General features: G+C 62.1%; 26 protein-coding genes. 12 read left to right on the forward strand and 14 right to left on the reverse strand.

From position 1 onward, the window contains the following. Nucleotides 1-2: 2 nt before the first annotated feature. Nucleotides 3-578 carry a polysaccharide biosynthesis/export family protein gene (locus tag VH564_RS04030; RefSeq protein WP_423338508.1) on the reverse strand — a complete coding sequence of 192 codons (576 nt, stop codon included), beginning with the start codon at nucleotides 576-578 and terminating at the stop codon, nucleotides 3-5. 174 nt (nucleotides 579-752) lie between these two features. Between VH564_RS04030 and VH564_RS04035 the strand changes: the two genes are divergently transcribed. Beyond that, entirely contained in the window at nucleotides 753-2,966 is a 2,214-nt protein-coding gene (locus tag VH564_RS04035) for a GumC family protein (RefSeq protein ID WP_423338509.1), read from the forward strand. A gap of 9 nt (nucleotides 2,967-2,975) precedes the next feature. Here VH564_RS04035 and VH564_RS04040 read toward each other — a convergent pair whose 3' ends face one another. After that, nucleotides 2,976-4,232, reverse strand: a complete 1,257-nt coding sequence (locus VH564_RS04040; protein WP_423338510.1) for a GNAT family N-acetyltransferase — start codon at nucleotides 4,230-4,232, stop codon at nucleotides 2,976-2,978. Nucleotides 4,233-4,361: 129 nt separating this feature from the next. Next, nucleotides 4,362-4,571 (reverse strand): DUF2842 domain-containing protein, encoded by a 210-nt coding sequence (locus VH564_RS04045; protein WP_423338511.1) that lies wholly within the window; start codon nucleotides 4,569-4,571, stop codon nucleotides 4,362-4,364. Between the two features lie 125 nt (nucleotides 4,572-4,696). Here VH564_RS04045 and VH564_RS04050 point away from each other — a divergent pair, with 125 nt between their 5' ends. The 3 genes from VH564_RS04050 (at nucleotide 4,697) to VH564_RS04060 (ending at nucleotide 8,647) form a co-directional block, all read left to right on the forward strand. Continuing rightward, a complete protein-coding gene (locus VH564_RS04050; protein ID WP_423338512.1) occupies nucleotides 4,697-5,800 on the forward strand; it encodes a COX15/CtaA family protein in 1,104 nt (367 codons plus the stop codon). Between the two features lie 105 nt (nucleotides 5,801-5,905). Beyond that, complete coding sequence (locus tag VH564_RS04055; protein ID WP_423338513.1) at nucleotides 5,906-7,477, forward strand: glycosyltransferase family 39 protein; 1,572 nt, start codon at nucleotides 5,906-5,908, stop codon at nucleotides 7,475-7,477. A gap of 192 nt (nucleotides 7,478-7,669) precedes the next feature. Next, nucleotides 7,670-8,647, forward strand: a complete 978-nt coding sequence (locus VH564_RS04060) for a hypothetical protein (protein ID WP_423338741.1) — start codon at nucleotides 7,670-7,672, stop codon at nucleotides 8,645-8,647. A 24-nt stretch (nucleotides 8,648-8,671) separates the two neighbouring features. On the opposite strand, the gene VH564_RS04065 is transcribed toward VH564_RS04060, so the two are convergent. The 9 genes from VH564_RS04065 to VH564_RS04105 form a co-directional block, all read right to left on the reverse strand. After that, entirely contained in the window at nucleotides 8,672-9,463 is a 792-nt protein-coding gene (locus VH564_RS04065; RefSeq protein ID WP_423338514.1) for a sulfite exporter TauE/SafE family protein, read from the reverse strand. Nucleotides 9,464-9,485: 22 nt separating this feature from the next. Further along, the gene (gene argC, locus VH564_RS04070; RefSeq protein ID WP_423338515.1) at nucleotides 9,486-10,418 is read right to left on the reverse strand and encodes an N-acetyl-gamma-glutamyl-phosphate reductase; all 933 of its coding nucleotides are present in this window, start codon (nucleotides 10,416-10,418) and stop codon (nucleotides 9,486-9,488) included. A gap of 81 nt (nucleotides 10,419-10,499) precedes the next feature. Next, nucleotides 10,500-11,453 (reverse strand): agmatinase, encoded by a 954-nt coding sequence (speB, locus tag VH564_RS04075; protein WP_423338516.1) that lies wholly within the window; start codon nucleotides 11,451-11,453, stop codon nucleotides 10,500-10,502. 95 nt (nucleotides 11,454-11,548) lie between these two features. Continuing rightward, on the reverse strand, nucleotides 11,549-11,866 hold the full coding sequence (locus VH564_RS04080) for an XRE family transcriptional regulator (RefSeq protein WP_423338517.1): 318 nt from the start codon (nucleotides 11,864-11,866) through the stop codon (nucleotides 11,549-11,551). After that, nucleotides 11,856-12,221 (reverse strand): type II toxin-antitoxin system RelE/ParE family toxin, encoded by a 366-nt coding sequence (locus VH564_RS04085; RefSeq protein ID WP_423338518.1) that lies wholly within the window; start codon nucleotides 12,219-12,221, stop codon nucleotides 11,856-11,858. Before VH564_RS04085 ends, VH564_RS04080 begins: the two co-directional genes overlap by 11 nt. Before the next feature lie 101 nt (nucleotides 12,222-12,322). Further along, nucleotides 12,323-12,793 carry a 30S ribosomal protein S9 gene (gene rpsI / locus VH564_RS04090; protein ID WP_111220548.1) on the reverse strand — a complete coding sequence of 157 codons (471 nt, stop codon included), beginning with the start codon at nucleotides 12,791-12,793 and terminating at the stop codon, nucleotides 12,323-12,325. Between the two features lie 2 nt (nucleotides 12,794-12,795). Beyond that, nucleotides 12,796-13,260, reverse strand: a complete 465-nt coding sequence (rplM, locus tag VH564_RS04095; RefSeq protein ID WP_111220549.1) for a 50S ribosomal protein L13 — start codon at nucleotides 13,258-13,260, stop codon at nucleotides 12,796-12,798. A gap of 315 nt (nucleotides 13,261-13,575) precedes the next feature. After that, the gene (locus tag VH564_RS04100; RefSeq protein ID WP_423338519.1) at nucleotides 13,576-14,400 is read right to left on the reverse strand and encodes an EamA family transporter; all 825 of its coding nucleotides are present in this window, start codon (nucleotides 14,398-14,400) and stop codon (nucleotides 13,576-13,578) included. A 166-nt stretch (nucleotides 14,401-14,566) separates the two neighbouring features. Next, nucleotides 14,567-14,893 (reverse strand): hypothetical protein, encoded by a 327-nt coding sequence (locus VH564_RS04105; RefSeq protein ID WP_423338520.1) that lies wholly within the window; start codon nucleotides 14,891-14,893, stop codon nucleotides 14,567-14,569. A gap of 107 nt (nucleotides 14,894-15,000) precedes the next feature. On the opposite strand from VH564_RS04105, the gene VH564_RS04110 reads away from it, so the two are divergent. The 8 genes from VH564_RS04110 to VH564_RS04145 all read left to right on the forward strand — a co-directional run bounded on the left by VH564_RS04110 (nucleotide 15,001) and on the right by VH564_RS04145 (nucleotide 22,784). Then, entirely contained in the window at nucleotides 15,001-15,432 is a 432-nt protein-coding gene (locus VH564_RS04110; RefSeq protein ID WP_423338521.1) for a CoA-binding protein, read from the forward strand. Nucleotides 15,433-15,548: 116 nt separating this feature from the next. Beyond that, entirely contained in the window at nucleotides 15,549-16,838 is a 1,290-nt protein-coding gene (locus VH564_RS04115) for an O-acetylhomoserine aminocarboxypropyltransferase (protein WP_423338522.1), read from the forward strand. 123 nt (nucleotides 16,839-16,961) lie between these two features. Then, entirely contained in the window at nucleotides 16,962-17,306 is a 345-nt protein-coding gene (locus tag VH564_RS04120; RefSeq protein ID WP_423338523.1) for a cupin domain-containing protein, read from the forward strand. A gap of 302 nt (nucleotides 17,307-17,608) precedes the next feature. Then, on the forward strand, nucleotides 17,609-18,634 hold the full coding sequence (gene pstS / locus VH564_RS04125; RefSeq protein WP_423338524.1) for a phosphate ABC transporter substrate-binding protein PstS: 1,026 nt from the start codon (nucleotides 17,609-17,611) through the stop codon (nucleotides 18,632-18,634). Nucleotides 18,635-18,709: 75 nt separating this feature from the next. After that, the gene (gene pstC, locus VH564_RS04130) at nucleotides 18,710-19,681 is read left to right on the forward strand and encodes a phosphate ABC transporter permease subunit PstC (RefSeq protein ID WP_423338525.1); all 972 of its coding nucleotides are present in this window, start codon (nucleotides 18,710-18,712) and stop codon (nucleotides 19,679-19,681) included. A gap of 11 nt (nucleotides 19,682-19,692) precedes the next feature. After that, on the forward strand, nucleotides 19,693-20,544 hold the full coding sequence (gene pstA / locus VH564_RS04135) for a phosphate ABC transporter permease PstA (RefSeq protein ID WP_423338526.1): 852 nt from the start codon (nucleotides 19,693-19,695) through the stop codon (nucleotides 20,542-20,544). Between the two features lie 35 nt (nucleotides 20,545-20,579). Beyond that, on the forward strand, nucleotides 20,580-21,410 hold the full coding sequence (gene pstB / locus VH564_RS04140; RefSeq protein ID WP_423338742.1) for a phosphate ABC transporter ATP-binding protein PstB: 831 nt from the start codon (nucleotides 20,580-20,582) through the stop codon (nucleotides 21,408-21,410). 216 nt (nucleotides 21,411-21,626) lie between these two features. Further along, a complete protein-coding gene (locus tag VH564_RS04145; protein WP_423338527.1) occupies nucleotides 21,627-22,784 on the forward strand; it encodes an esterase in 1,158 nt (385 codons plus the stop codon). Nucleotides 22,785-22,881: 97 nt separating this feature from the next. On the opposite strand, the gene VH564_RS04150 is transcribed toward VH564_RS04145, so the two are convergent. Beyond that, nucleotides 22,882-24,126, reverse strand: a complete 1,245-nt coding sequence (locus VH564_RS04150) for a cytochrome P450 (protein WP_423338528.1) — start codon at nucleotides 24,124-24,126, stop codon at nucleotides 22,882-22,884. A gap of 76 nt (nucleotides 24,127-24,202) precedes the next feature. Continuing rightward, nucleotides 24,203-25,459 (reverse strand): GGDEF domain-containing protein, encoded by a 1,257-nt coding sequence (locus tag VH564_RS04155; protein WP_423338529.1) that lies wholly within the window; start codon nucleotides 25,457-25,459, stop codon nucleotides 24,203-24,205. Nucleotides 25,460-25,668: the final 209 nt, after the last annotated feature.

Below are 25,668 nucleotides of genomic sequence, written 5' to 3' on the forward strand. Positions count from 1 at the left end.
GATCAGAACAGCCTCTCGCGGACATAGATCGTATCGCCCGCCAGGACGGGATCGGATATGCCGACCCGACCCGTCATCACATGGCCGTTGATCTTGCGGGTGACATCGGTGTTGCCCTGGAAAGCCCGCGGCGAGAAGCCGCCGGCGACAGCCACGGCGTTCTGAATGGTCATGCCCGGAACATAGGAATATTGCCCCGGCTGGCCGACTTCGCCCATCACGTAGATCGAGCGATAGCGGTCGACGTCTATGGAAACGTCGGGATCGCGCAGGTATCCCTGTTTCAGCTTGCTGGCGATCTCACCGGAAAGCTGCTGCATCGTCTTGCCACGCGCCGTCACCTCGCCGATCAATGGGAAGGAGATGTAGCCGGCCTGGTCGACCGTATAGGTGTTGGTTAGCCCCTGCTGCTCGAAGACGGTGACACGGAGCCGGTCGCCGCTATCAAGCGTGTAGGGCTTGATCGTTGCTTCGCTAAAGGCGCGCGGCGCGGGCTGATAGCTCATGCAGCCGCTCAACGCGGCGCCGATGGCCACCACGCCTACGGCGACAATGATTTTACGCTGTGCGAAAGGCATCCGCGTGCTCACAAAGAGGAAACTCGTGGAGCCGTTATCGATCCGTTAGGGTTAACGCGCGGTAAATGCTGGCGTTGAAATCGGCATCGCATCACGCAGAGAGGGGAGGATTCCCCTTAACGGTTGGGTTACCATAGTCGTTTAGTTTGCGCCAAACGACTATCGGAGTGCGGCATGTCCGGCGTAAACCACAGCCAGCAAGATGTAGACATCGATTTGAGCCAGCTCTTCCGCGCCGTCTGGCGCAGGCGGTTGCGTGTTTTTTTGATCGTAATTGTTGCAGCGCTGGCGGCGTTTCTTCTCGCAAAGGTCGTGTCGCCTGAATATCGCAGCGAGACGCGCATACTCATTGAGCCGCGCGCGGCTGCCTTTGCCACCACGAGCAACCAGGCCGGAGCCCCCAGCACGGACAGTTCGCTGCTCGACGAGCTCAACATCGCCAGCCAGGTGCAGATCCTGCAGTCGGCCGACCTGATAAAGCAGGTCATCACCCAGCTGAAGCTTTACGACCTGCCGGAATTCGAAGACAGCAGCCAAAGCTCGGCTCTGTCTGGCTTGCTCGTGAAGCTGCATCTGAAAAAGGCTTCGGCCGACAAGGCGCCTGAAGAACGCATGCTCGATGCCTTCACCGAGCGGCTGCAGGTGTACCAGATCAACACCTCGCGCGTCATCGGCATCCAGTTCACCTCGCGTGATCCGAAGCTGGCCGAAAGCGTCCCGAACGCCATGGCCTCGGTCTACCTGGCGATGCAGAGCGGTGCCAAGCTCGATTCCAATTCGGAAGCGACGCGCTGGCTAGAGCCCGAAATCGCCAGTCTGCGCCTCAAGGTCGAAGAAGCCGAGAAGAAGGTCGCCGATTACCGGACCGCCAATGGCCTGCTGCAGACCAGCGACACCACCAGCTTTTCCAGCCAGCAGCTGACCGACATTTCGACGCAGCTGGCGCAGGTGCGCGGCGACAAGGCCAATGCCGATGCTCGCGCCCAGGCCGTGCGCAATGCGCTCTCATCCGGCGGACCCACAGACACGCTGAACGACGTCAGCGGTTCCCAGACCATGCAGCGCCTGAAGACGACTGAATCCAATCTCGAATCGCAGATTTCAGACCTTTCCACCACGCTGATGGACGGCCATCCCAGGCTCAAGAGCCTGCGTGCGCAGCTTGCCGACATCCGCTCGCAGATTACCCGCGAGACCCGCAAGATTCTGACCGGTATTGACAACGAGGCCAAGATCGCCGCGCTGCGGGAGCAGCAGCTGCTTGCCCAGTCGAAGCTGCTGAAGGACGACAGCGCCCGGGCCGGCGAAAACACGGTCGGCCTGAACGCGCTCGAGCGCGAGGCAACCGCCGAGCGCCAGCTGCTGGAAACCTATCTTGCCCGCTACCGCGAGGCGGCCTCCCGCTCCAACAAGAATTCCAGCCCTGCCGATGCGCGCGTCGTCTCGAGCGCCGTCGAGCCGGTGGATCCCTATTTCCCGAAGGTCGGCCCGATCGTCGTGGTTGCCGCTGTCGCTTCCTTCGTGTTGAGCGCCATCGTCATCATGCTGATCGAGCTTTTCAGCGGTCGCGCGCTACGGCCTGTGGGTTCGACCGCCGCTGTCGAACGCGACGTCGTCGCCAACGATCGTGACGAGCCGCTTGTCGCAACGCAGCCGCTTCGCCCAGCGGCACCTGGGAGCCTTTTGTCGATCGCCGAGGCGCATCCAGTACCGGCACCAATAAAACATGTTGACGTGCAGGAGGCTGTCGCAGCCGAGCCGCCAGTGCCTGTCATCACCGAGATCGAGGGCCTGGACGACTTCTCGATCTCGACGGTCGCCGAATATCTCGTCGAGGCCCGCGTCCAACTGGCGATCGCCATCTCGCCGGATGGCGATGCCGGATCGACCGCCACCGTCATGCTGGCGCGCACGATTGCCGACACCGGCCGTCGCGTTGTTCTGGTCGACATGACCGGCACTGCATGCCCGACCCGGCTGATGGCCGAAAAGCCCGGCCTCCCAGGCGTCACTGATTTGCTTTGCGGGGAGGCGGCATTCGCCGATACCATACACCCCGACCGTCTGTCGGATGCCCATCTCGTGCCGCTCGGCGCCAGCGATCTCGTGCGCGCCATGCGCGGTGCCGATCGGTTGTCGCTGATCCTCGACGCGCTCTCGTCCGCCTACGAAATCGTGCTGGTGGAGTGCGGTGCTGTGAAGGTCGACGCCGTCGCGCGCCTGACCCGGCGCAAGGACATCGAGATCATCCTGTCGATGCCGGCGCCCGATGAAGCTGGCTTTGTGGCCGTCATGCAGGAGTTCCAGCATGCAGGCTACGAGCATCTGGTTCTGATGTCCGGACAGCCCACCGATGGGGACGAGGACCGACGCCGCAGCGCCGCCTGATCCTTGGTCTCATGGCTCATCCACGGCTTGTGCCGGCGCTTGATGGCGTCGGGCCCGCAATCCCTGGATGAAGCCATAGAGGCGGGGATTGCCCTTGATGCGCGCCTTCAGGCGTGTCAGGCCCTTCTGGGCGACGGCAACGATTTGTCCGCGCGCCGAGATCGGCAGAACGACGTCATGCTGCACCGTCTGCACAGGGCACCATGAGCGTTTGTAGAGCTGGTCGCCGATGCCGAAATCGAACAGCGCGACGCCAGCGCCATGGCAGGACTCGATCATCATCCAGAACAGCAGCTCGCCCGGACTTGCCTCGGGCACGACGCTCTCGTCGATCGAGGCAAACTGGCAGATGACGTGATCGCCTTTTCGCGACAGACCAGCAAGGGCCGGCATGTGCCCCTCATGATGCCCCTTGAGCCGAAGCCCGTGCAGGACAAGCGGCCTGTCGTCCGGCGACGCGCTATCAGTCTCCAGCAGCCGCAGCAGGAAATCATGGGCCTCGGTGCCCTGAAAGACATCCGGAAGCCCGGCCGCCCTGAAACGCTCGGCTTTTTGCTGCAAAAATAGCGCCAGCATCTGCCGTTTCTCGTCCGGCGTGGCAGCGACGACATGCTCAAAGCCGCCCATCTCGTTCAGCATTCGTGTCTGCTGCCGGTGCTTCTTACGGCGACGCTTGGCGCTGAGCTGGCTGAGCGTCGCCTCGAAGGCGCCGAGCAGCGGCAGCTGGAAGGCACGATTCTGGTTCTCCACAAAGGGCAAGCTGGCAAGCGGGTTCGCCCGCCCGCGCCATTGGAGCGGCAGGTTCTCGAGCAGCAGCAGGTCCGCATGTCCGTCGAGCGCGGAGACAAGGCCCGTCCGCATTTCCGCCGAAAGACCTTCCGCCCGTTGCAGGAATTGCGGTGAAAACAGTCCGGTGTTGATATTGCTGCGCGGCGCGCCGATGAAGCGGGCAATACGCACTCCGTGCCGGCGGACGATCTCCAACGGCAGGATGAAGGCCGTGTCCGACCCGTAGCATCCGCGCAGCACGGCAAGCCTCGGCCGGTAGACCGCCACCCAGGCCTGGCACCAGCTGTAGCTCTGGTGAAGGGAGGTGAGGTTGTCGCGCTCGAGCGTCCGCCACTCAGGCTCCAGCGGCGCCATGCTGGCGAACAACGTGATGGTCAGCCGGGCAGCCTGCGGCTGTGAGGCCATGGAGTGATGCGCCGGTCCGAGGCCGTGTTCGGCGTCAGTCGGTGTCTCGATTACGCGGGTCGACGTCTGCACTGATGCCTCCGAGGCTGCTCATGGCTACCATGCTATCGGCGAGGACATCTATTTTCGGTTTAAGCGGCCGGGCGCGGTGCGCCGCGCTTCGATCATGCTTATCCGCCGGTTAACGGCGCGGGATGTCTCCTACCGCTGTCGCGGACCAGCCATCCACTTGATCAGCCCCATCGCCGGCAGCACCCACAGAAGACCGGTCAGCAGGAAATAGGTCAGGTGTACCCACCAGGGCGAGGCGCCGAGCGCATTGACGGCGATGGTCGTTGCCAGGAGAGCATAGCCGAGCACCAGGATGATCAACAGGATGGTGCCGATGAATTTGCGCAGGCGGACGGGCATGGCGGCACTCTCCTGATCAATCTGCGGCTTGGCGGGGCGGGGCGCGACCGCATGCCGCAAAGGCACGACCCTTGTTTTGCACCGCGCGGTGGGGCAAATCAACAGGCACAACGAAGGAGCTTGCCATGGCTGTCGCACAATTTTCCACCGAACAGGCCGTCCTCGGCCAGGTCGCGCGGCAGAACCGCAATCGCCGCGCCGTGCGCATCTGGCTCGGTTTCGTGCTCTTGGCGCTGTTCTGCCTGGTGCTGGTCGGCGGCGCCACGCGGTTGACGCAGTCCGGCCTGTCGATCACCGAGTGGAAGCCGATCCACGGCGTCATCCCGCCGTTGAACCCCACGGAATGGCAGGAGGAGTTCGATCGCTACAAGCAGATCCCGCAATTTCAGATCTTGAACAGCGACATCACGGTCGAGGACTTCAAGAGCATCTTCTGGTGGGAATGGGCGCATCGGCTGCTGGCGCGCGCCATGGGCGTCATCTTCGCCGTGCCGCTGATCTTCTTCTGGGCCACGGGGCGGATCGAAAAGAGCCTTCGCTGGCCGCTGGTCGGCATCTTCGCGCTCGGCGGCCTGCAGGGTGCGATCGGCTGGTGGATGGTGTCGTCCGGGCTCGAAGCGCGCGTCGATGTCAGCCAGTACCGGCTGGCCACCCATCTTGTCACTGCATGCCTGATCTTTGCCGCCTGCATGTGGGTGATGCGGGCGCTCTCGCCCCATTCCGACGACGCGCCGCCATCCGAGCATTCCGGCCAAGTAGCCGGGCTGATCGCGCTCATGGCGTTGTTCCAGATCTATCTCGGCGCGCTGGTGGCCGGGCTGCATGCTGGCCTTAGCTACAACACCTGGCCATTGATGGACGGCGCCGTCGTTCCCGGCGACCTGTTCGTGCAGAGCCCCTGGTGGATCAACTTCTTCGAGAACCCCAAGCTGGTGCAATATGTTCATCGCCTTGGCGCCTATGCGCTCACCGCCGTCGTTCTGATCAACATGGTCGTCTGCCTGCGATCAGTCCCCGGCACCACGCATGCCCGCCGTTCCGTCGTGCTGATGCTGCTGGTGTTCGTCCAGGCGAGCCTCGGGATCGCCACGCTGCTGATGCAGGTGCCGCTGCATTTGGCCCTGGCCCACCAGGGCGGTGCGTTGATCGTCTTGGGCTTTGCCGTCGCCAACTGGCGTGGCTTTTACGGCGAATATCCGCGCGACACGGCGGTGGTGGTCGCCGATTGAAAGGGCTGCATCGGGTGGCGGAGTTTTAATTCCGACAGACACATCCCGGAGAGGTTGGCCGAATCGATGGATAGTTGCATCCTGCTCTAAAGCGGCGGGGTGGCGATGGACCAGCAATATCAAGACCAGGGCGGTCGGCAACGACTGCGCCTGTTCGACGAGGGCAGGCCGCTCGGCGATAGGGTTTTCTGGGGTCTGCTCGTCGCGATCGCACTGCTCGGCCTGGCGCTGCGGCTGCCGCATCTATCCTCGCGCTCGCTGTGGCTGGACGAAACCTACAGCGCCTGGTTCGCCGCGCAACCGCTGCACACCTTGTGGACGTCGGTCCCGCTCTACGAAACCCACCCGCCCATGTACTACACCCTGCTGAAGGGCTGGACGGCCCTGTTCGGCCAATCGGAGGCAGCACTCCGCGCGCCCTCCGTATTGGCCGGCGTAGTCACGGTTGTCCTGCTTGCTCTCGCAGGCCGGGCTTTGCGGGCGGGACCGTTCGGCGATCGTGCGGCGCTGCTGGCGGCTTTGCTGCTGGCGATCAACCAGGGCGCCGTCTATCATGCGCAACAGGCCCGGCCCTATGCGCTGGAAGCCTTGGCCGCTTCCGCCGCCATCCTTTCGGCGCTCATGCTGCTGCAACGGTTGCGGGCGGCGGCAGACCGCCAGTTTCGGCTCCGACCATTTCTGCCCTCCATGATGTCCCTCGGCGTGTCGACAGCGGCGACGATGTGGATGCATAACACCGGCATCATGGTTGCCTTCGGCCTATGGACGGGCCTTCTGGTGGCGGTGCTGTTCTTCGTGCCGGACAGGCGGCTCCACCAAATGCTCGTCATCGTGCTTCCGGGCATACTTGCACTGCTGCTGTGGTCGCCCTTCCTGCCGATGTTCATTCGCCAGAACTCCGGCATGGCAACGCTGTCCTATTGGGTCGTATTCTCTCCCTGGGATTTGCTCACGGCGTGGTTTTTGGCGGCCGGTGGCTATCTGCCGTTGATACCGGCCATCTTCCTGTTTCTGGTCGGCATCCGGGCCGTGGCGCTGAAGCGGCGGCCGGACGCGGCGCTGGTTCTGGTGGTGTTGCTGTTGCCGCTGGCAATGATCCTGGCAATCAGCTATTTCCTCAAGCCGGTCTACATCGACCGTCTGTTCGAATGGATGGCACCGACCTTCGTGGCGCTGGTCGCCATCGGCATGCTCGCCGACATCCCCTGGCAGAGCCTCCGTCAGGTCACCACCTTGCTGTTTATTGTGCTTGGCTGCTTTTCGACCTTCACGGCCTATTCCGTCCAGACAGAAGACTGGCGGGGCATCGTCGCCAGGATTGCCGACAATGCCGAGCCGGGCGACCTAGTGATTGCCTCGCCGAACGAGCTCGACCCGCCGGTGCACTACTACGCTGCCCGCCATCGCAGCTTTCCGGAACTGCTGACGGTGCCGGCATCCTATCCGGCCCTCGGTCTGCCACGCGTCTATGTTAGCAACCTCGGTGCTCCGAAAATCATGCCCGCCGATCGGCAATTGGTCCGGGAAGCAATGAAGACCCACCGCCGCGTTTGGCTGATCGAGCGCGGGACGAACTTCTACGATCCGGACGGGCTGGTGAGGGCGGAGGTGCTGTCGGTACGCCGTCTCGTCTCCTCGCAGATCAGCGACAGCGTCTCGCTTGATCTGTTCGAGTAGTCCTGGAGAGGCGCTCCTGGCCTCGCGTCAAAATTTGCTCACGAAGGCGTGAGAAGGTGTGAATGGCCTCGGTTACCAAAATTTGATTCGAATCATCCTATCGGTACATATGCGCAGCCTGCGCCAACCGGATGCAGGACTTGATTCGTGTGGAGTGTTCAGTACGTGCAATTGCCTTCGATCTTCGCGACCATGCTCAAGACCACCGCCGTCTGCACCGTGGCAGCGCTTCTCGGCGGCGTGACACCCGTCCTCGCCGCGCCGCAGCAAACGAGTTTTCCTGCCTGGCTTGATGCTCATGTGGGGCTTGGTCCGGGCCAGGTTGCGCGGCCCGTGCTGAAGCGCGCCCGCGCTCTTTATCAGCAGCGCGTCGCCAATGGCCAGGTGCGCAATCCCTGCTACTTCGCCATGGACGCCACAAAGCCGAACGATCCCGGCAGCGAGACGTCCGGCGGACGCTTCTACATTATCTGCGAAGCGTCTCAGTCGTTCCGGGCGATCGCGTCCGGCCATGGTAGCGGCACGAAGCTGCCCGGTATCGTCGATTATTCCAATGGGCGCGAGTGCGCCCGGAATTTCGGCAATGCGATGGACTCAAACCTGACGACAGGCGGCTCCTACGTCACCAGCGAGATCAAGACGTCCTTCAAGGGCATCTATCGCTCCTCCGGCGCCAAAAATGCTGTCTTCATGCGTTCGTTTCTGCAGTTCGATGGCGAGGGTGACACGGCCAATGCCCGCCCGCGCGTGATCGGCGGCCACGCTGCCGCCAAGGTCGCGGCGGTTTGCATGATGAAGGCGCCGGCGAGCCCCTACGCCAATCGCGACGGCTACGTGCCGTTCGGCAAGCTGGTCAACTATGCCGGCGGCCGCAGCAACGGCTGCACGAGCTGGTCACCCACCGATGCGGACCAGGTGATGGCGATGGTCAAGGACAACCCCACGACCCTCTACATCTATCCGGAATCCTCTGACATCGCCGCCGTTGCCAAGGCTGCCGCTGCGCATATGACGCCAGCTCAGGCCGGGCTCTACTGGAACGACCAGTGCTACCAGAAGATCAGCACGCCGAAATTCTGGTCGAAATCCGTCCTTGAGCCGATCATCGCCAAATACAAGGCCGACAATCCGCCCAAGCCCGGCAAGCCGCTGCCCGTCTGCGCGCCCTGATCGGCATCGCCATGGGGTTCTGACCTAGCGAATGATACCATCGAGCGCCGGCATGCCGAGGATGGCGGCGCTGGCGATCAGCGCGTAGCAGATCCAACGGAAGGTGCTCTCGCGGGCAAGCCCGAACAGGCGCGCACCGCCGTGAAGGCCGAGCGCGTAGCTCGGCAGGATCAGCACGGTCAGCGCAAAGACCTGCGCCACGAACAGCCCGCCGAGATAATAGCTTATGACGCTGAAGACGGTCGAGATCGAGAAATAGAGGATGATGTTGGAGCGGACGCGGGTGAAGTCGCTCTTGCCGCTCAACCAGAAGGCCACGACCGGCGGACCACCGAGCTGGGCCGCGCCGCTGAACAGGCCGGCAACCAGTCCGACGCCTGCAGTCGTGGTCTGGCTCGGCTGGCCATGATAACGCCAGCCCGACACCAGCAGTGCCAGCAGGCAGATGGCAAGACCCGTGATCAGCCATCGCAGCAGCAACGGATCCATAAGCGCCAGCACCGCGGTGCCGGCCGGCACGCCGAGCACGGCGCCTGCCGCCATTGTCACCACCTCGCGACGGTTGGCGATGCGAAAGGCCGGACGCACCATGCCGAGCGTTGCCAGCCCGTCGACGACAAGCAGCACCGGCGAGATCATCTTCGGCCCGATGATGGCGCCGCCGAGCGGAATGAGGATCAGCGCCGCGCCGAAGCCGGAAAAGCCGCGGGCGAGCCCGGCGACCAGAGCGATGCCGATCAGCGCTGCCAGGCCGTGTGCCGGGAGGGATGCGATGAACCAGGCGTCGACAACCGCCCACAGCGCATCCAGCGACATCGTTCGGCGTGCTCCCTTGTCCTCAGGCGGACAGCATCAGATCCATGTTCTGCACGGCAGCGCCCGAGGCGCCCTTGCCGAGATTGTCGAGCAGGGCCACCAGGTTGACCTGGCTGCCGCCCGGCGTGCCGAAGACGAACAGCTTCATCGTGTCCTTGCCGGCAAGCTCGACAGCATCGATGCGGGGCAGGGCGCGGCTTTCCTCCAGCGGCACGACCTCGACGACGGTCTGGCCGGCGTAGAAGGCGGTGAGGGCTGCGTGAATGCTCTCCAGTGTCGCGTCGTGGCCGAGGGCGCTGAGATGCAGCGGCACCTGGACGATCATGCCCTGCGCGAACTTGCCGACCGACGGCGAGAAGATCGGGGCGCGGTCGAGCAGTCCGTGCGTGGTCATTTCAGGCACGTGCTTGTGATTGAGCGGCAGGCCATAGAGGAAATGGGGCGAGGAAATCGAGTCCGAGCGGCTCTGGTCTTCCATCTGGGCGATCATCTGCTTGCCGCCGCCGGTATAGCCGGAGACGGCATTGACGGTGACGGGGTAGCCATCGGGCAGGATGCCCGCTTCGCGCAGTGGGCGGATCAGCGCGATGGCGCCGGTCGGATAGCAGCCGGGATTGGCAACGAAGCGCGCCGCCGCGATCTTGGCGTCCTGGCCCTTGGCCATTTCGGCAAAACCATAGGCCCAGTTCGGATCGATACGGTGAGCCGTCGAGGTGTCGATGACCCGCACATTGTTGTTGCCGGACACCATCGCCACCGCTTCGCGCGAGGCATCGTCCGGAAGGCAGAGAATGGCGATGTCGGCGCTGTTCAGCATGTCCTCGCGGATCGCCGCATCCCGCCTCTGCGCCTCGGGGATCGACAGCAGCTCGACATCGCGGCGATCGGCCATGCGCGTGCGGATCTGCAGGCCGGTGGTTCCGTGTTCGCCATCGATGAAGATTTTAGGTGCCATGATCGTCCTGCGCTTTCAATAGGTTCGCACTGTTTGCGGAAACACTGTGCCATCAACTTGATTCAGAATGATAACAGTCGGTCAGCGGGTTCCAGTCCGCCGTCCGGAATGCAGGCCGAGCATATACATCGCCACCGTGGCGCCTGCAATGGCGGTGATATCGGCATGATCGTAGGCCGGCGCCACCTCGACGACATCGGCACCCCTGACGTCGAGGCCGCCAAGCCGCTGCAGCACCGACAGGATCTTGGCGCTCGACGGACCGCCGGCGACAGGCGTGCCGGTGCCCGGCGCAAAGGCCGGGTCGAGGCAATCGATGTCGACGGTGAGGTAGCTCGCCGCGCCGGCGGTGCGGGCAAGGATACGGGCGGCGATCTCCGTCGCGGTCATCTCCTCGACCTCGTGGCCGTAGATCATCTCGATACTGCAATCCTCCGGGGCATGGGTGCGGATGCCGACCTGGATCGAACGCGAAGCATCGATCAGCCCGTCACACACGGCGCGGCCGACGAAGGAGCCATGGTCGATGCGCCCGGCCTCGTCGGTCCATGTGTCCTGATGGGCGTCGAACTGCACCATCGCCAGCGGCCCGTGCCGGGCGACATGCGCCTTCAGTAGCGGCCAGGTGATGAAATGGTCGCCGCCCAGCGTCAGAAGAAAGGCGCCGCTGTCGAGCAGCGTGTTGGCCTGGCGTTCGATGGCTGCAGGGGTGGCGGCATGATTGCCGTAGTCGAGCAGGCAATCGCCATAGTCGATGACCGCCATCTCGGCGAACAGGTCGCGCCCGAAAGGATATTGCGGATCGTTGTCGAAGATTGCCGAGGCGCGGCGGATCGCCTGCGGCCCGAAGCGGGCGCCGGGGCGATTGGAGGTGGCCGCATCGAAGGGGATGCCCCACACGACGGCATCAGCGCCCGTCGGGTCCTTGGTGAAGCGGCGGCGCATGAAGGAGAGGGCGCCGGCGAAGGTCGGGTCGCTGGCGGCTGAGGTCAGCGTGGTCGCGGTGAAAGCGTGGTCGATGGATTTACTGGCCAAGCGGAGGTCCTTGGTTCTGGCTTTAACGGTGGGTCCGGCATGTCGACGACGCGGAGGCGGGTTGACGTCAATCACTAGGTAACGGGCATCTCATTTCATGAGAGGTCGGAGAACTTCTTTATTTTCACAGAGTAGCCCGGGAAGCGGGCAACGATATCCAGTTCACCTCCCATTGCCTCTATGAAGCGGCGTAACGTGCCGACATACATATCCGCGCGCTTTTCAAGCTTGGCGACCGAGCCCTGCGCGATCTGGAGAGTCTGTGCAATCTCGTCTTGAGAAAGCTTCATCGCACGGCGCAGGTCGGCAAGATCCATCTCCGCATCAAGTTTCGTTTCTTCTATAGTCGCAGCCGCCTTCGCCTCGGGGCTCATCTTTGCCCGTAAATCAGCAAATGAATGTCTACCTGCCATCGTTTTCTTCCTTTGCTAACGCCTCCAGATGCATGTCAAAAAGTTCATCAGCGATTGGGATCATGCGATCGTAGAAACGTTTGTCGCCCGTCTTGTCGCCACCGATCAGCAGGATTGCCGAGCGACGCGGATCGAAGCCATAAAATATGCGCAACGGTTTGCCGCTACTTTGGACGCGAAGTTCCCGCATGTGTCTGTGTCGCGATCCGCTTATTCCGCTTGAGTAGGGAAATGGTAGATTTGGACCGCGTTTCTCGAGTTGCCGAACGTGGGCGCTGATGCTGGCTTGCTGACCGTCAGCAAGGCCGTCCCACCAGTCTCCAAATTCGTCGGTATATTCTACTGAATATTCCATATTGGAATATTATTGGGCAATGCCCGAAATACAACCCCTCAAACATAAAAAAAAGGCGGCGCCGAAGCACCGCCTTTTCCAAAACAAAATCGAGCCAGCGATTAACGCTTGGAGAATTGGAACGAACGACGGGCCTTGGCCTTGCCGTACTTCTTACGTTCAACAACACGGCTGTCGCGGGTCAGGAAGCCGCCCTTCTTCAGAACGCCGCGCAGGCCGGGTTCGAAGTAGGTGAGGGCCTTGGAGATACCGTGACGAACGGCACCGGCCTGGCCGGAGAGACCGCCGCCAGCAACCGTGGCAATGATGTCGAACTGGCCGTCGCGGGCAGCCGCAACGATCGGCTGGCGCAGGATCATCTGCAGAACCGGGCGTGCGAAGTAGGTGGCGAATTCGCGGCCGTTGATGATGATCTTGCCGGAGCCTGGCTTGATCCAGACGCGGGCAACGGCGTTCTTGCGCTTGCCGGTTGCGTAGGAGCGGCCGAGCGAGTCGACCTTGCGGACGTGAACCGGAGCAGAAGGCTGTTCCGAAACCGTGCCGAGATCCTTCAGGGAAGAGAGGTCAGCCATGCTCAGGCGCTCCTTGTGTTCTTGCTGTTCAGCGCGGCGACGTCGAGAACGGTCGGCTGCTGCGCTTCATGGGGATGGTTGGAACCGGTGTAGACGCGCAGGTTCTTCATCTGGCGACGGCCGAGGGGGCCGCGCGGAACCATGCGCTCAACTGCCTTTTCGAGAACGCGCTCAGGAAAGCGGCCTTCGATCAGCTGGCGAGCGGTACGCTCCTTGATGCCGCCGGCATAACCGGTGTGCCAGTAGTAAACCTTGTCTTCGTACTTCTTGCCGGTGAAGACGACCTTTTCGGCATTGATGACGATGACGTTGTCGCCGTCGTCGACGTGCGGCGTAAAGGTAGCCTTATGCTTGCCACGCAGACGCATTGCGATAACAGAAGCGAGACGACCAACGACGAGCCCTTCGGCGTCGATGATGATCCACTTCTTCTCCACCTCTGCAGGCTTCTGGGAGAAGGTAGCCATGTTGTATACTCTCTATCTGGACCCGAAACCCGAAGGTCTGGGCGTTTCTTGTTGCTTGAATTGGCAAGGCTTGGCCCGACCAAAAAGAAAGCAGCCCGGAAAGGCTGCGTTTCTGCTGCGGCTTGTAGGGGAAAGCCCGTGCAGGGTCAAGATTGCCGATTTTGACTACTGTAAAAATTATATAGCGATTCCAATAGTTTAAGATTGCGGTATTTGAATACCTCAAAATTCACGACCGTCTGAGCACCCCTTCGGCCATTGAGCACGTCAAAAACCTTCTCGCCCGGCCGGGGGCGCAGAGGTTGGCAGCGCTGCCTAGCCGAGCCGCAGCACCAGGACGCCGGCTGCAATCAGCCCACCCGCAATGTAACGCCAGGGGCTGGCGCGTTCCTTCAGCACCACGACCGAGATCACCAGGGCAAACAGGATCGAGCTTTCGCGTAGCGCGGCGACCATCGCCACCGGCGCCTTGGTCATCGCCCAGAGCGCGATCCCGTAGGAGGCGATCGAGCCGGTGCCGCCGATCAGGCCGCGCCACCAGTTGACCCTGACATGGCGGGTGCCGCGCTGGGAAAAGGCCCAGGCAAACAGCAGCACCGGCGGCAGCAACGCCATCCACAGCGTATAGGACACGGGATTGCCGGCGCGCCGGGCGCCGATGCCGTCGACATAGGTATAGCTGGCGATCACGCAGGCATTGGCCAGCGCCAGCAGCATGGCGCGTCGGCTGCCATGCCGTGCCTCGAAGGCCAGCGTCAATATTCCCGCGCAAATGGTGACGACACCGGCCAGCGCTCCTCCGGACAGCGTCTCGCCCAGCACATAGCCGCTGCTGGCGACGATCAGCAGCGGCGCGACGCCGCGCATGACCGGGTAGACGAGGCCGATATCCCCGGCACGATAGGCGGCGGCGACCAGCTGAAAATAGGCAAATTGCAGGATGGCCGAGCCGCCGATGAACGGCCAGGCGGCCGGAAGCGGTAGAGGCAGCAGGCCGAGGAAGGGCAGCGCAGCAACGGCGCCGCCCGCCGACACCAGGGCGGCATCGAGCGACTTCTCTGTGCCCGCCTTGATAATCGCGTTCCAGGTCGCATGCAGGGCCGCGCCGAACAGCACGAGGACGACCACTTCAAGCGACATGGGCACCTCGGAAAAGGGAAGAATCAGCAGCGTCCAGCTGCCTGGAGCCGTGCTCCCTTAAACGATCCGCGAAGCCGAAATGCAATGCATTTCGAGCTCCGCCGTTCCGACCGATGAGAGCTGTCCGGGAGCCCCAATTTTCTCAGATAGCACCGTCTCGCCGCACCTACCGCCGGAAGATGATGTCGTCGTCATCGAGTTCGCTGGTTGAGTGACAGGTATAGAGCGGGCAGCTCTTCTGGTCCTTGGTCGGCAGGTAATCCTGGAAGGCATATTCATTCAGATTGCAGGCTCCACGGTCACTGACATAGCGGTCGTAAAGCGTCAGGTTCTTGGCGCGGGCAGCAGGGTGACGGAAGATCACCGCGCGTTCGCGGTTGACCAGCGCCTGGGCTGCGGCGCAGGTGTAAGACATGGAATTGTACCGGTTGATGGCAAGCGCCGGCGTCGCCAGGGACGCTGCCAGCACTGCCAGAAGAAGGATTTTTTGCATCGACGTGTCCTCACAAGGTCGTTTCATGCCTATATACGACGAAGCGGCCCTCATGGTTGCCGCCCACCCGATAAAAACATAACTGTGATCGAAGCTGGAGATCAGCAATGAACCACGACCGTTATGACGATTCCTATATCGCCGATATCCTCCACAGCGTAAAAACCATAGCTCTGGTTGGCGCGTCTCCGAATGCCGCCCGCCCGAGCAACGGCGTGATGGGCTACCTTCTGGGCAAAGGCTATCACGTTATCCCCGTCAATCCCGGCCTCGTCGGCAAGGAAATTCTAGGCCAGAGGGTCTACGGCAAGCTTGCCGATATTCCGGAGCCTGTCGACATGGTGGATGTGTTCCGCGCGCCTGAATATCTGGATGCCGTCGTCGACGACGCGCTGGCGCTGCCTGAAAAGCCCCGGGTGATCTGGTCGCAGCTCGACATCCGCGACGATGCCGCTGCCGAGAAGGCAGAGGCTGCGGGGCTCAGGGTGGTGATGAACCGTTGCCCGGCAATCGAGATCCCGAGGCTCGCCGCGGCTTGAGCAGGGCGGCAAAAGAGTAGGATTTTCTCTACCGGGCCGTGGATTGAGCAAAGATCGCGATGAACTTGTGCCGGAGGCACGCTATGCTCCCTGCAGCACCAACAAGGGAGGATATCATGGCGACCAACAATCCGGGCTTCGACACGCTGGCGATCCACGCCGGCGCCCAGCCGGACCCGACGACCGGCGCCCGCGTGACGCCGATCTACCAGACGACGGCCTATGTCTTCAACGATGCCGACACCGCAGCTGCGCTGTTCGGCCTGCAGCAGTTCGGCAATATCTACACCCGCATCATGAACCCCACCCAAGCGGTGCTCGAGGAGCGCGTTGCGGCGCTGGAAGGCGGCACGGCGGCGCTGGCGGTGGCCTCCGGCCACGCAGCGCAGCTGCTGGTATTTCACACCATCATGCAGCCCGGCGACAACTTCGTCGCCGCGAAAAAGCTGTACGGAGGCTCGATCAACCAGTTCGGTCATGCCTTCAAGAACTACGGATGGCAGGCGCGTTGGGCCGATCCGCTGGAGCCCGAGAGCTTCGAGAGCCAGATCGACGAACGCACCCGCGCGATCTTCATCGAAAGCCTCGCCAACCCGGCCGGCACCTTCATAGACATCGCCGCCATTGCCGCCGTCGCCCATCGCCATGGCCTGCCTCTGATCGTCGACAACACGCTGGCCAGTCCCTACCTCATCCGACCGCTGGAGCATGGTGCCGACATCGTCGTGCACTCGCTGACCAAGTTCATGGGCGGCCACGGCAACTCGATGGGCGGCGTCATCGTCGACGGTGGCACCTTCGACTGGTCCGCATCCGACAACTATCCGATGCTGTCGGCGCCGCGGCCGGAGTATAACGGCATGGTGCTGCATGCCACCTTCGGCAACTTCGCTTTCGCCATTGCCTGCCGGGTGCTGGGCCTGCGCGACCTCGGGGCCTCGATCGCGCCGTTCAACGCCTTCCTGATCCTCACCGGCATCGAGACGCTGCCGCTGCGCATGCAGCGCCATTGCGACAATGCACGTGATGTTGCGGGCTGGCTGAAGCGCCATCCCAAGGTTGCCTGGGTCAATTATGCCGGGCTGCCGGAAGATCCGAACCACGCGCTGCAGCAGCGCTATTCGCCCAAGGGCGCCGGCGCTGTCTTCACCTTCGGGTTGAAAGGTGGTTACGAGGCCGGCAAGACCTTCGTCGAGAGCCTGACGCTGTTCTCGCATCTCGCCAATGTCGGCGATACGCGGTCCCTTGTCATTCACCCCGCCTCGACGACCCACAAGCAGCTGACCGACGAACAGAAGATCGCCGCCGGTGCCGGCCCGGACGTGGTCAGGCTGTCCGTCGGCATCGAGGACGTCAAGGATATCATTGCCGATCTGGAGCAGGCTTTGGGCAAGACTGACGGCTGAGGCAAAGCAGACACTCGGGCGGCGCTTGTGGGAAATGAGCGCCGCCATCTTTGGCCTGTGACCTATGACGGGTTGGTATTGCGCGCTAGATTGGCTGTTGTCACCATGCGAAGCGAGATGCCGATGACCCATGCCATTCCTTTCGACCCCGCAGCCACCGCTCCCGAAGCGGGGGCGCCCGCCGCAGACCGTGTCGTATCCGGCAACCCCCGGTTTCGTACCTGGAGCATCGACGAGGCGGAGGGCGGCATATACGCCGGCATCTGGGAGGCGACGCCAGGCAAATGGCGGGTCGTCTACGAGGAGTGGGAGTATTTCTCCATCCTGTCCGGCTACTCCGTCGTCACCGGCGACACCGGTGAGGTTTACCACCTGCGCGCCGGCGATCGCATGGTCCTGCAGCCCGGCTTCAGCGGAACGTGGGAAGTCGTTGAAACGACTCGTAAGGACTACGTCGTGCGGCTTTGACTGAGGCGCGGGTCCCCGTTGAATGGCGACGGTAACGTCGGTCGATATTGCTTGAATAACATGGCGCTGGCGGCCGGCTTCCGATCTGCGGCCGTGAGCCGGCTCGTCTTGCTGCCGATAGCCGCTAAGGCACTTCAATCCATGTCATTCCGCCTTCATGAATTTGTCATCAAACTGAAACATTGCAACTATAGAGCCATCCTTGTCGCCGGAAGAGGTGGCAGCGATGGATCCTTTTGTGGTTCGTTTGTGGCTCTCTTCCGCTCGCCGTCCGATCATCACTCAAGGAAGTGAGACCCCTAATGTTGAATTTGAAAATCCGCACCCTCTGCCTGAGCGCAGGCCTGGCAGTCGTTATGACTGGTTCGGCCATGGCTGCCGACATCACCGGCGCTGGTTCGAGCTTCATCGCTCCGGTTCTGTCCAAGTGGGCCGAAGGCTACAAGGCTGCGACGAAGAACACCGTCAACTATCAGTCGGTTGGTTCGGGCGCCGGCATCAAGCAGCTCCTCGACAAGACCATCGTATTCGGCGCTTCGGACAAGCCGATGAGCGACGCCGACCTCGAAAAGAACGGTATTGCCCAGTTCCCGATGATCTCCGGCGGCATCGTCGTTTCCTATAACGTCGAAGGCGTAAAGGCAGGCGAACTCGTTCTCGATGGCACGACGCTCGCCGACATCTTCCTTGGCAAGATCGCCAAGTGGGACGATGCAGCCATCAAGGCGCTCAACCCGTCCGTAAAGCTGCCATCCACGCCGATCTCCGTCGTTTATCGCGCCGACAGCTCGGGCACGACCTTCAATTTCACCGACTACCTGTCGAAGGTTTCGCCGGATTGGAAGTCCAAGGTTGGCTCGAACACGGCTGTTGAATGGCCGGTCGGCTTCGGCGCCAAGGGCTCGGAAGGCGTTTCCACCACCGTCAACCAGACGGCTGGCTCGATCTCCTACGTTGAATACTCCTACGTCGTTGCCAACCACATCGGTTTCGCGAAGATGAAGAATGCCGCCGGCAAGGTCATCGAGCCTAACCTCGAAACCTTCAAAGCTGCTGCTTCCAACGCCGATTGGGCACATGCCAAGAACTTCAACTTGATCATCACCAATCAGCCTGGCGAAAAGAGCTGGCCGATTGCTGCTTCGACCTGGGTCATGCTCTACAAGAAGCCGGCCGATGCTGCTTCCAACGAAGAAGCGCTGAAGTTCTTCAAGTGGGCCTATGAGAAGGGCCAGAAGTCGGCAACGGACATGTCCTACCTGCCGGTTCCGGAAACTGTTGCCAAGGTTGTCGAAGAATCTTGGAAGAAGGACTTCGGCACGAAGTAATCTGTGCTGACGAAATACCTACGGCGGACAGGGTATTGCCCTGTCCGCCTTTGCTAACAGGAGAAGGGGATAGCGATGGCTGATGCGACTCAGACGGCTGGATTCCAGACCATGGAAACCTCTGCCGTCACCAGAAAATTCCGGACGCAGGATCGGATTTTCTATTTCATGACGCTCGGCTCGGCTTCTTTTGTCGTGCTTCTGCTACTGGCAATCGTGACTGTTCTTATCCTCGATGCCGTGCCCACCTTCCAAGCCTTCGGTCTGTCGTTCCTCTGGGGAACCCGGTGGAGTGCGCCACTGGAGATCTACGGCGCAGTGCCCGCGCTCGTCGGTACGCTGGTGAGTTCGTTTATCGCCATGCTGATCGCAGTTCCGATCGGCATCGGTATCGCGATCTTCCTGACAGAACTCTGCCCCGGCAGCCTGCGACGCCCGATCAGCACCGCCATCGAACTCCTTGCCGGCGTTCCCTCGATCATCTACGGCATCGTCGGCCTGTTCATGATCGTGCCGCTGATGCAGACCTACATCCTGCCGTTCCTGATGGCGACCGTCGGCCAGGTGCCGCTGATCGGCTTGCTGTTCCAGCCGCCGGCACCCGGCGTCGGCCTTCTGACGGCAAGCATCGTCCTGGCCATCATGATCCTGCCTTTCATCACCGCGATCTCCCGCGACGTGTTCACCACCGTGCCGCCGATGCTGCGCGAATCCGCCTACGGCATGGGCATGAGCACTTGGGAAGTGGCGCGCAACATTCTGATCCCCTATACCCGTCGCGGTCTGGTCGGCGGCATCATGCTCGCCCTTGGCCGTGCGCTTGGCGAAACCATGGCCGTGACCTTCGTCGTCGGCTCCGTGAGCCGCCTGCAATCCTCGATCATCTCGCCGTCCACCACCATTTCAGCCCAGATCGCTAATAATTTCGGCGATGCCGACGGTCTGCAATTTTCGAGCCTGATGGCACTCGGCCTGCTCCTGTTCGTCCTCTCCTTCTGCGTGCTTGCAGTGGCGAGATGGATGATCGGTCGCGTCGACTCGTTTTGAGGAAGAAAGCCATGGAAAGTGCAATCCGCCAGAGGATCATTTCGCGCCGCTATCTGACGAACCGGGTGATGATGACCCTGTCGTTTCTGGCCGCCGTCCTCGGCATATTTTTTCTGAGCGTCATCCTCGCGACCCTGCTTTATCGTGGTGTTACGGCGCTCAGCCTCGACGTGTTCACCATGTCGATCCCTGCCCAGGGCTCGCGCGGTGGTCTGCTCAATGCAATCTACGGTACCTTCGTCGTGACCGGCCTTGCGACCCTGCTTGCGGCTCCGATCGGCATTCTCGCCGGCACCTACCTTGTGGAATTCGCCAACGGCAGCAAGCTTGCCGAGGTCGCGAAGTTCATCAACGACATCCTGCTGTCGGCACCTTCGATCATCATCGGCGTGTTCGTCTACGGTGTCGTGGTCATCCCCATGCACGGCAACTCTGCCATCGCCGGCATCATCGCCCTGGCGCTTATCGCCCTTCCGGTCATCAACCGCACGACGCAGGACATGCTTTTGCTGGTGCCGAACGCCCTTCGTGAAGCAACGGCAGCACTCGGCGCTCCCCGTTGGAAGGCCATGATGACTGTGATATACAGGTCCGCATGGTCGGGCATCCTGACGGGTATTCTGCTCGCGGTCGCGCGTATCAGTGGCGAGACAGCGCCGCTGCTCTTCACGGCCGGCTACAGCAAGTTCCTGAATGGGGGACTGACTGGCCCGATAGCCACGCTGCCGGTTGCCATCAATACGCTTGCCGCAGATGCCGGCGAAGATCTGAAGCAATTGGCCTGGGCAGGCGCGCTGATCATCACCGTCGCCATTCTGGCCCTGAACATCCTTGCCCGTTTTCTGAGTGGGCGCCGCCAGTGACGCAGCTGCCGAACGATAGGAATAAGACCATGAACATGAGCGACAACAGTTTCCAGAGCGTCAATGCCCAGTCGGCCAAGGATGCGGCTTCCCGCTCGGAAGCCGGCGAGCTTGCCAAGCTTGATGTCAAAAACCTCGATTTCACCTACCAGAACGGCCATCGCGTTCTGAAGGGTGTGAACATGCGCATCAGCAAGAACGCGGTCACGGCATTCATCGGTCCTTCGGGCTGTGGCAAGTCCACGCTGCTGCGCACCTTCAACCGTATGTACGACCTCTATCCGGGCCAGACGGCATCGGGCGAGATCCTGCTCGACGGTCGCAACATCCTGGCCAAGGACGTCGATCTGAACGATCTGCGCGCCAAGGTCGGCATGGTGTTCCAGAAGCCCACCCCGTTCCCGATGTCGATCTACGAGAACGTCGCTTTCGGCATCCGCCTTTACGAGAAGATCTCCAAGGCGGAAATGGACGCACGCGTCGAGGAGGCGCTGACCGTCACGGCGCTGTGGGGCGAAGTGAAGGAAAAGCTGCAGCAGAGCGGTCTCGGACTTTCCGGCGGCCAGCAGCAGCGCCTGTGCATCGCCCGTGCGATCGCGGTGAAGCCGTCCGTGCTGCTTCTCGACGAGCCGACATCCGCACTCGACCCGATCTCGACGGCCAAGATCGAGGAACTGGTTGCGCAATTGAAGGCCGATTTCACCATCGTCATCGTGACGCACAACATGCAGCAGGCCAGCCGTATCTCCGACAAGACGGCCTTCATGTATCTCGGCGATCTCATCGAATACGGCGCCACCGACCAGATCTTCCAGGCGCCGAAGAACAAGCGCACGGAAGACTACATCACCGGCCGCTACGGCTGATACCTGATCTTCTCCAATTTACGATGGCGCTCCGCGAGGGGCGCCATTTTGCGTTTCAGGTCCGGGGCTCTGGAACACCCGATGCATCCCCAACGAGCAATGGCATCAGGCGCCACCGTCTTGACCGGCGGGGGTATGAGGTTAACTACTTCAGCGGCTTCGGGCGCGATGTGCGTCCGGAGACGAACGCAATTGAGTTTTGGAGGAGATTTGGTCATGCGTCTTTTGTTGCCAGCCGCTGTCGCGGCCGCCTTTGCCGTGGGGCTGCCAGCCGCCGCCATGGATCCCCCGGCCTCGCCGCCGGCTGATCGAGCGCTGAAGGATTTCGTAACAGGCGTGGAGAAGGATGGGTCCATCACCTTCCGCCTCTATGCGCCCGCCGCCAAGTCGGTCGCGGTCGTCCTCGGTTCGCGCGATCCGCTGTCCATGACGCGCGGCGACGATGGTGTCTGGACGGCAAAGAGCGAACCGCTGAAGCCCAATCTCTACGAATACTATTTCAACATCGACGGGTTCCGCAGCATCGACACCGGCACCAATGCCCCTAAGCCGCAGCGGCAGGTCAATAGCAGCCTCATTCTCGTCCCGGGCAGCATCCTGGATACGCGCAACGTTCCCCATGGCGATGTGCGATTGGTAACGCTGCATTCCAAGGCGCTGAATTCGGAGCGCCAGATGTATGTCTATACGCCGCCCGGTTACAGCGATAACTCCAGGCCGCTCCCTGTGCTGTACCTCTACCACGGCTTCGGCGACACGGCGGCATCCTGGACCATCCAGGGCAGGGCGCCGCAGATCCTCGACAATCTGCTGGCAGAGAAGAAGATACAGCCGATGCTCGTCGTCATTCCCGATACCGAAGCCGACGTGCCGGAGGCCATCGCCGAGAATTTCCCCGGCGCCGACCGCCGCAAGAACTTCTATCCCCTGAATGCCGACGCCGTGGATCGGGAACTCATCGGCGACCTCATCCCCTACATGAAGAAGCACTTTCGGGTGAAACCCGGTGCCGACAGCCGCGCGATCGCCGGCCTCTCCCAGGGAGGTTATCAGGCCCTCGTTTCCGGCCTCTCGCATCTCGGCACTTTCGGCTGGGTGGCGACGTTTAGCGGCGTTTCGACGACGACTGTGCCGAACAAGGCGGTCGATGCTACGCTCAACGAGCCGGACAAGGTCAACAAGGCGCTGCGTGGCTTCATGGTGACGGTTGGTTCCAAGGACCAGGTCACAGGTAAGGATATTGCTGGCCTGAAAGCGACGCTCGACGAAAGGAAGATCGCCTATACCTATCAGGAGTTCCCAGACCTCCAGCACGAGATGGACGTCTGGCGCCCTTCGCTGGTGGCGTTTCTGGAGAAGGTCTTCAAGCGGTAGCGCAAGCGCCTGGCTGAGTTCAGCTCAGGCGACAGAGAAACCCTGACGCCGGCGGCGTCAGTTCCGGCCCGTTGTCAATTGTAGCCAATTTTGGGGCTCACCAGGCGAGATCGAGCCGTTCCAGTCCATGGAAATGGTAGACGTCCTTGACGACCGGCGTCTGCGCCAGCCGCAGCCCCGGCAAGCGCTTGAACAGGATTGGCAAGGCGATGTTGAGCTCAAGGCGGGCAAGCGGTGCGCCGATGCAGAAGTGAATGCCGGCGCCGAAGGAGAGGTTGGGCGCCTCGCGCCGGCCCGGCCGAAAGGCCAGCGGGTCGCTGTACTTCGTCGGATCGAGATTGGCGGCAGCAAGGATCATCGCGACCTTGTCGCCGCGCTCGAAAGGAATGCCGTCGATCTCCACTGTTTCCAGTGCCCAGCGCTGAAAGATATGCACCGGCGCGCATAGGCGCAGCGTTTCCTCGACGGTCCGCTCGGTCGTCGCATCGTCGGCAAACAGCGATGCCGGCTCCACGCCGCTGTCGAGAATGACCCGCACGGAATTTCCGATCTGGTGGACCGTTGCCTCATGGCCGGCGTTGAGCAGCACGATCGTCGTCGACACCAGCTCGTCGTCGGTCAGATACTGGCCCTTGTGCTCTGTCGTGATCATGTGGCTGAGTAGATCGTCGCGCGGCGCCGCCCGGCGCTCGCGGATCACCGATCTGACATAGTCGGCAAATTCCTTTGCCGCCCGGTCTGCGGCATCCTCGTCCGCCCGCGTGCGGCCGAACATGTACATGCGCACATAGGCATGCGACCACTTGAGCAACTGCGGCCCCATTTCGTCCGGAATGCCGATCATCCGGGCAATCATCGTGACGGGGATGATGTCGGCGAAGGCGGAGAGCAATTCGACCTCGCCGTTGCCGTCAAAGCCGTCGATCAAGCGGTGGGCCAGCGCCTCGATTTCCGGCTTCATCTTCTCCACATGGCGCGAGACGAAGGCGCGGTTGACCAGCGTACGCAGCCGCGTGTGTTCGGGCGGTTCGATCTCCAGCAGCGAATGCAGCTCGGCCGCATCGAAGTTGCGCAGATGGGACAGGGGCTCGGCCATGCCCAGTTCGGCACGGCTGGCGACATGCAGGATCTGACGGCCGAAGCGGCGGTCGCGCAACAGGCTGTTGACCTGATCATAGCCGACGAAGGTCCAGATCTTCTGCTCTTCCCAATAGAAGGTTGGGCAGTGATCATGCAGTGCCGCGTAAACGGCATTCGGATTGCCGTAGAAGGCGGGGTCTTTGCCATCGAGGGAAGCGCGGCGCGTGGCCGGATCGAGACGGAGAACGGAAGGGATCATCATGCCACCGGGCTTAGCGCAAACTCGCGGCTGCGAAAAGATCGGCGAACGCTCTTTGCGTCAGCCGAGGATTTTTGCCTCAGCTGCGCGCCAAAGCGCGGATGCGCTGAAGCGCTTCCACCTGGTCATCGACCGTTGGCACCAGTTCGCCGGCATGGGGGTCCTGTGTAAACTCGGGGCCGCGGACAGTGTCGGCCTCACTGAAGACGACGGTGCGATTGCGTCCTGCACCTTTGGCGGCATAGAGAGCCCGGTCTGCAGCACCGGTCAAGCGGTCCCAGTCGGCATCCACTGCGGACGCAAGTGACACGCCGACGCTGACGCTGGCGCTGATGGACAAGCCCTCGACAGACAGCGGGTGGCGGCAGAAGGCTTCGCGGAGATTTTCGGCCACCGCCTCTGCCTCCACCTGGTCGCTGACCGTGAGGAAAGCCATGAACTCTTCACCACCCATGCGGCCGAAACCGGCGCCACGGGGAAGCGAGGCCCGAGCGATGCCGACGAATTCCCGCAGAACCTGGTCGCCGGCCTGATGACCGTAGCGGTCGTTGATGCTCTTGAAGTGATCGAGATCGAACAGAAGCGCGGCGACCCGTTGCTCGGGGTCGGAAATTTCGCGCTTGAGCAGGCCGAAGAACTCCAGGAGGCCGCGACGGTTCAAGACAGAGGTCAGCGAGTCGTTGAGCGATAGCGCTCTCCAGCGACGCTGCGAGCGCTGGACCAGCACATATCCGGTCAGCACGATGGCAATGGTGATCAGGAAGCCGGTTGTAAGCGCCGTGGCGACTTGGTAGTGCGCCAGCGCCGGCCCCTTAGGGGTCGCGATGACCCCGCCGAGCGCCATGACGAAACAGGCACAGGCAAGCGTCATCAGCACGTAGACCAGCGGTATCCGTGCCCGCTCCGGCCGGCCGCCGTTCACTGGCCGGGCAGCCGCAGCAAGCAGCGTGGCGCCGGCAGCGGTCGCCAGCAGAAAGAGGACGATGCGGTTGGCAAGGCTGTCATGCACCCAGGGCAGCCAGACCCCAGCGATCCAGATCGCCGGCGGCAGCAGGGCGGTCCAGTCCGCCTTGCGCTTGTCCAGCATGCAGAAGCCCGAGATCCAGGCGCTGATCCCTATGAACGAAAGCGTGTTGCCGAGGTCGATCGAAAGCAGATCGGGCAGCAAAAGCCGGCAGCCGACAAGCGCGTGACCAATGGAGCGCAGCAGGAAGCCGATGGACCAGAGCAGGAAGAAGCGCTGCTGTCGATCGTTGCGCCAGGCAAGAAACAGCACCAGCGAAAGTGTTGCCGCTTCCGAACTCCAGATCGTCAGTCCTGTCGTGATATTGAACACTGTCGTGCAACTCCATATACGCACTGCACCATGACGGAAGAAACTCGCCAGCCGGTTAACGCCGCCACAAACAGATGACTTCGACCGCCCACGAAAAAGCCCGGCCGAATTCATGATGTGCCCAGGCGAAGCTCCGCCGCTACGCTGCGTTCATGAAGTCTTTACTGTGGTATATCGAAAATCTGTGTGTCGAGACTGGTGTAGGGCAT

Origin of the sequence: Rhizobium sp. HT1-10, from assembly GCF_049472505.1 — a bacterium.
Classification (GTDB): domain Bacteria; phylum Pseudomonadota; class Alphaproteobacteria; order Rhizobiales; family Rhizobiaceae; genus Rhizobium.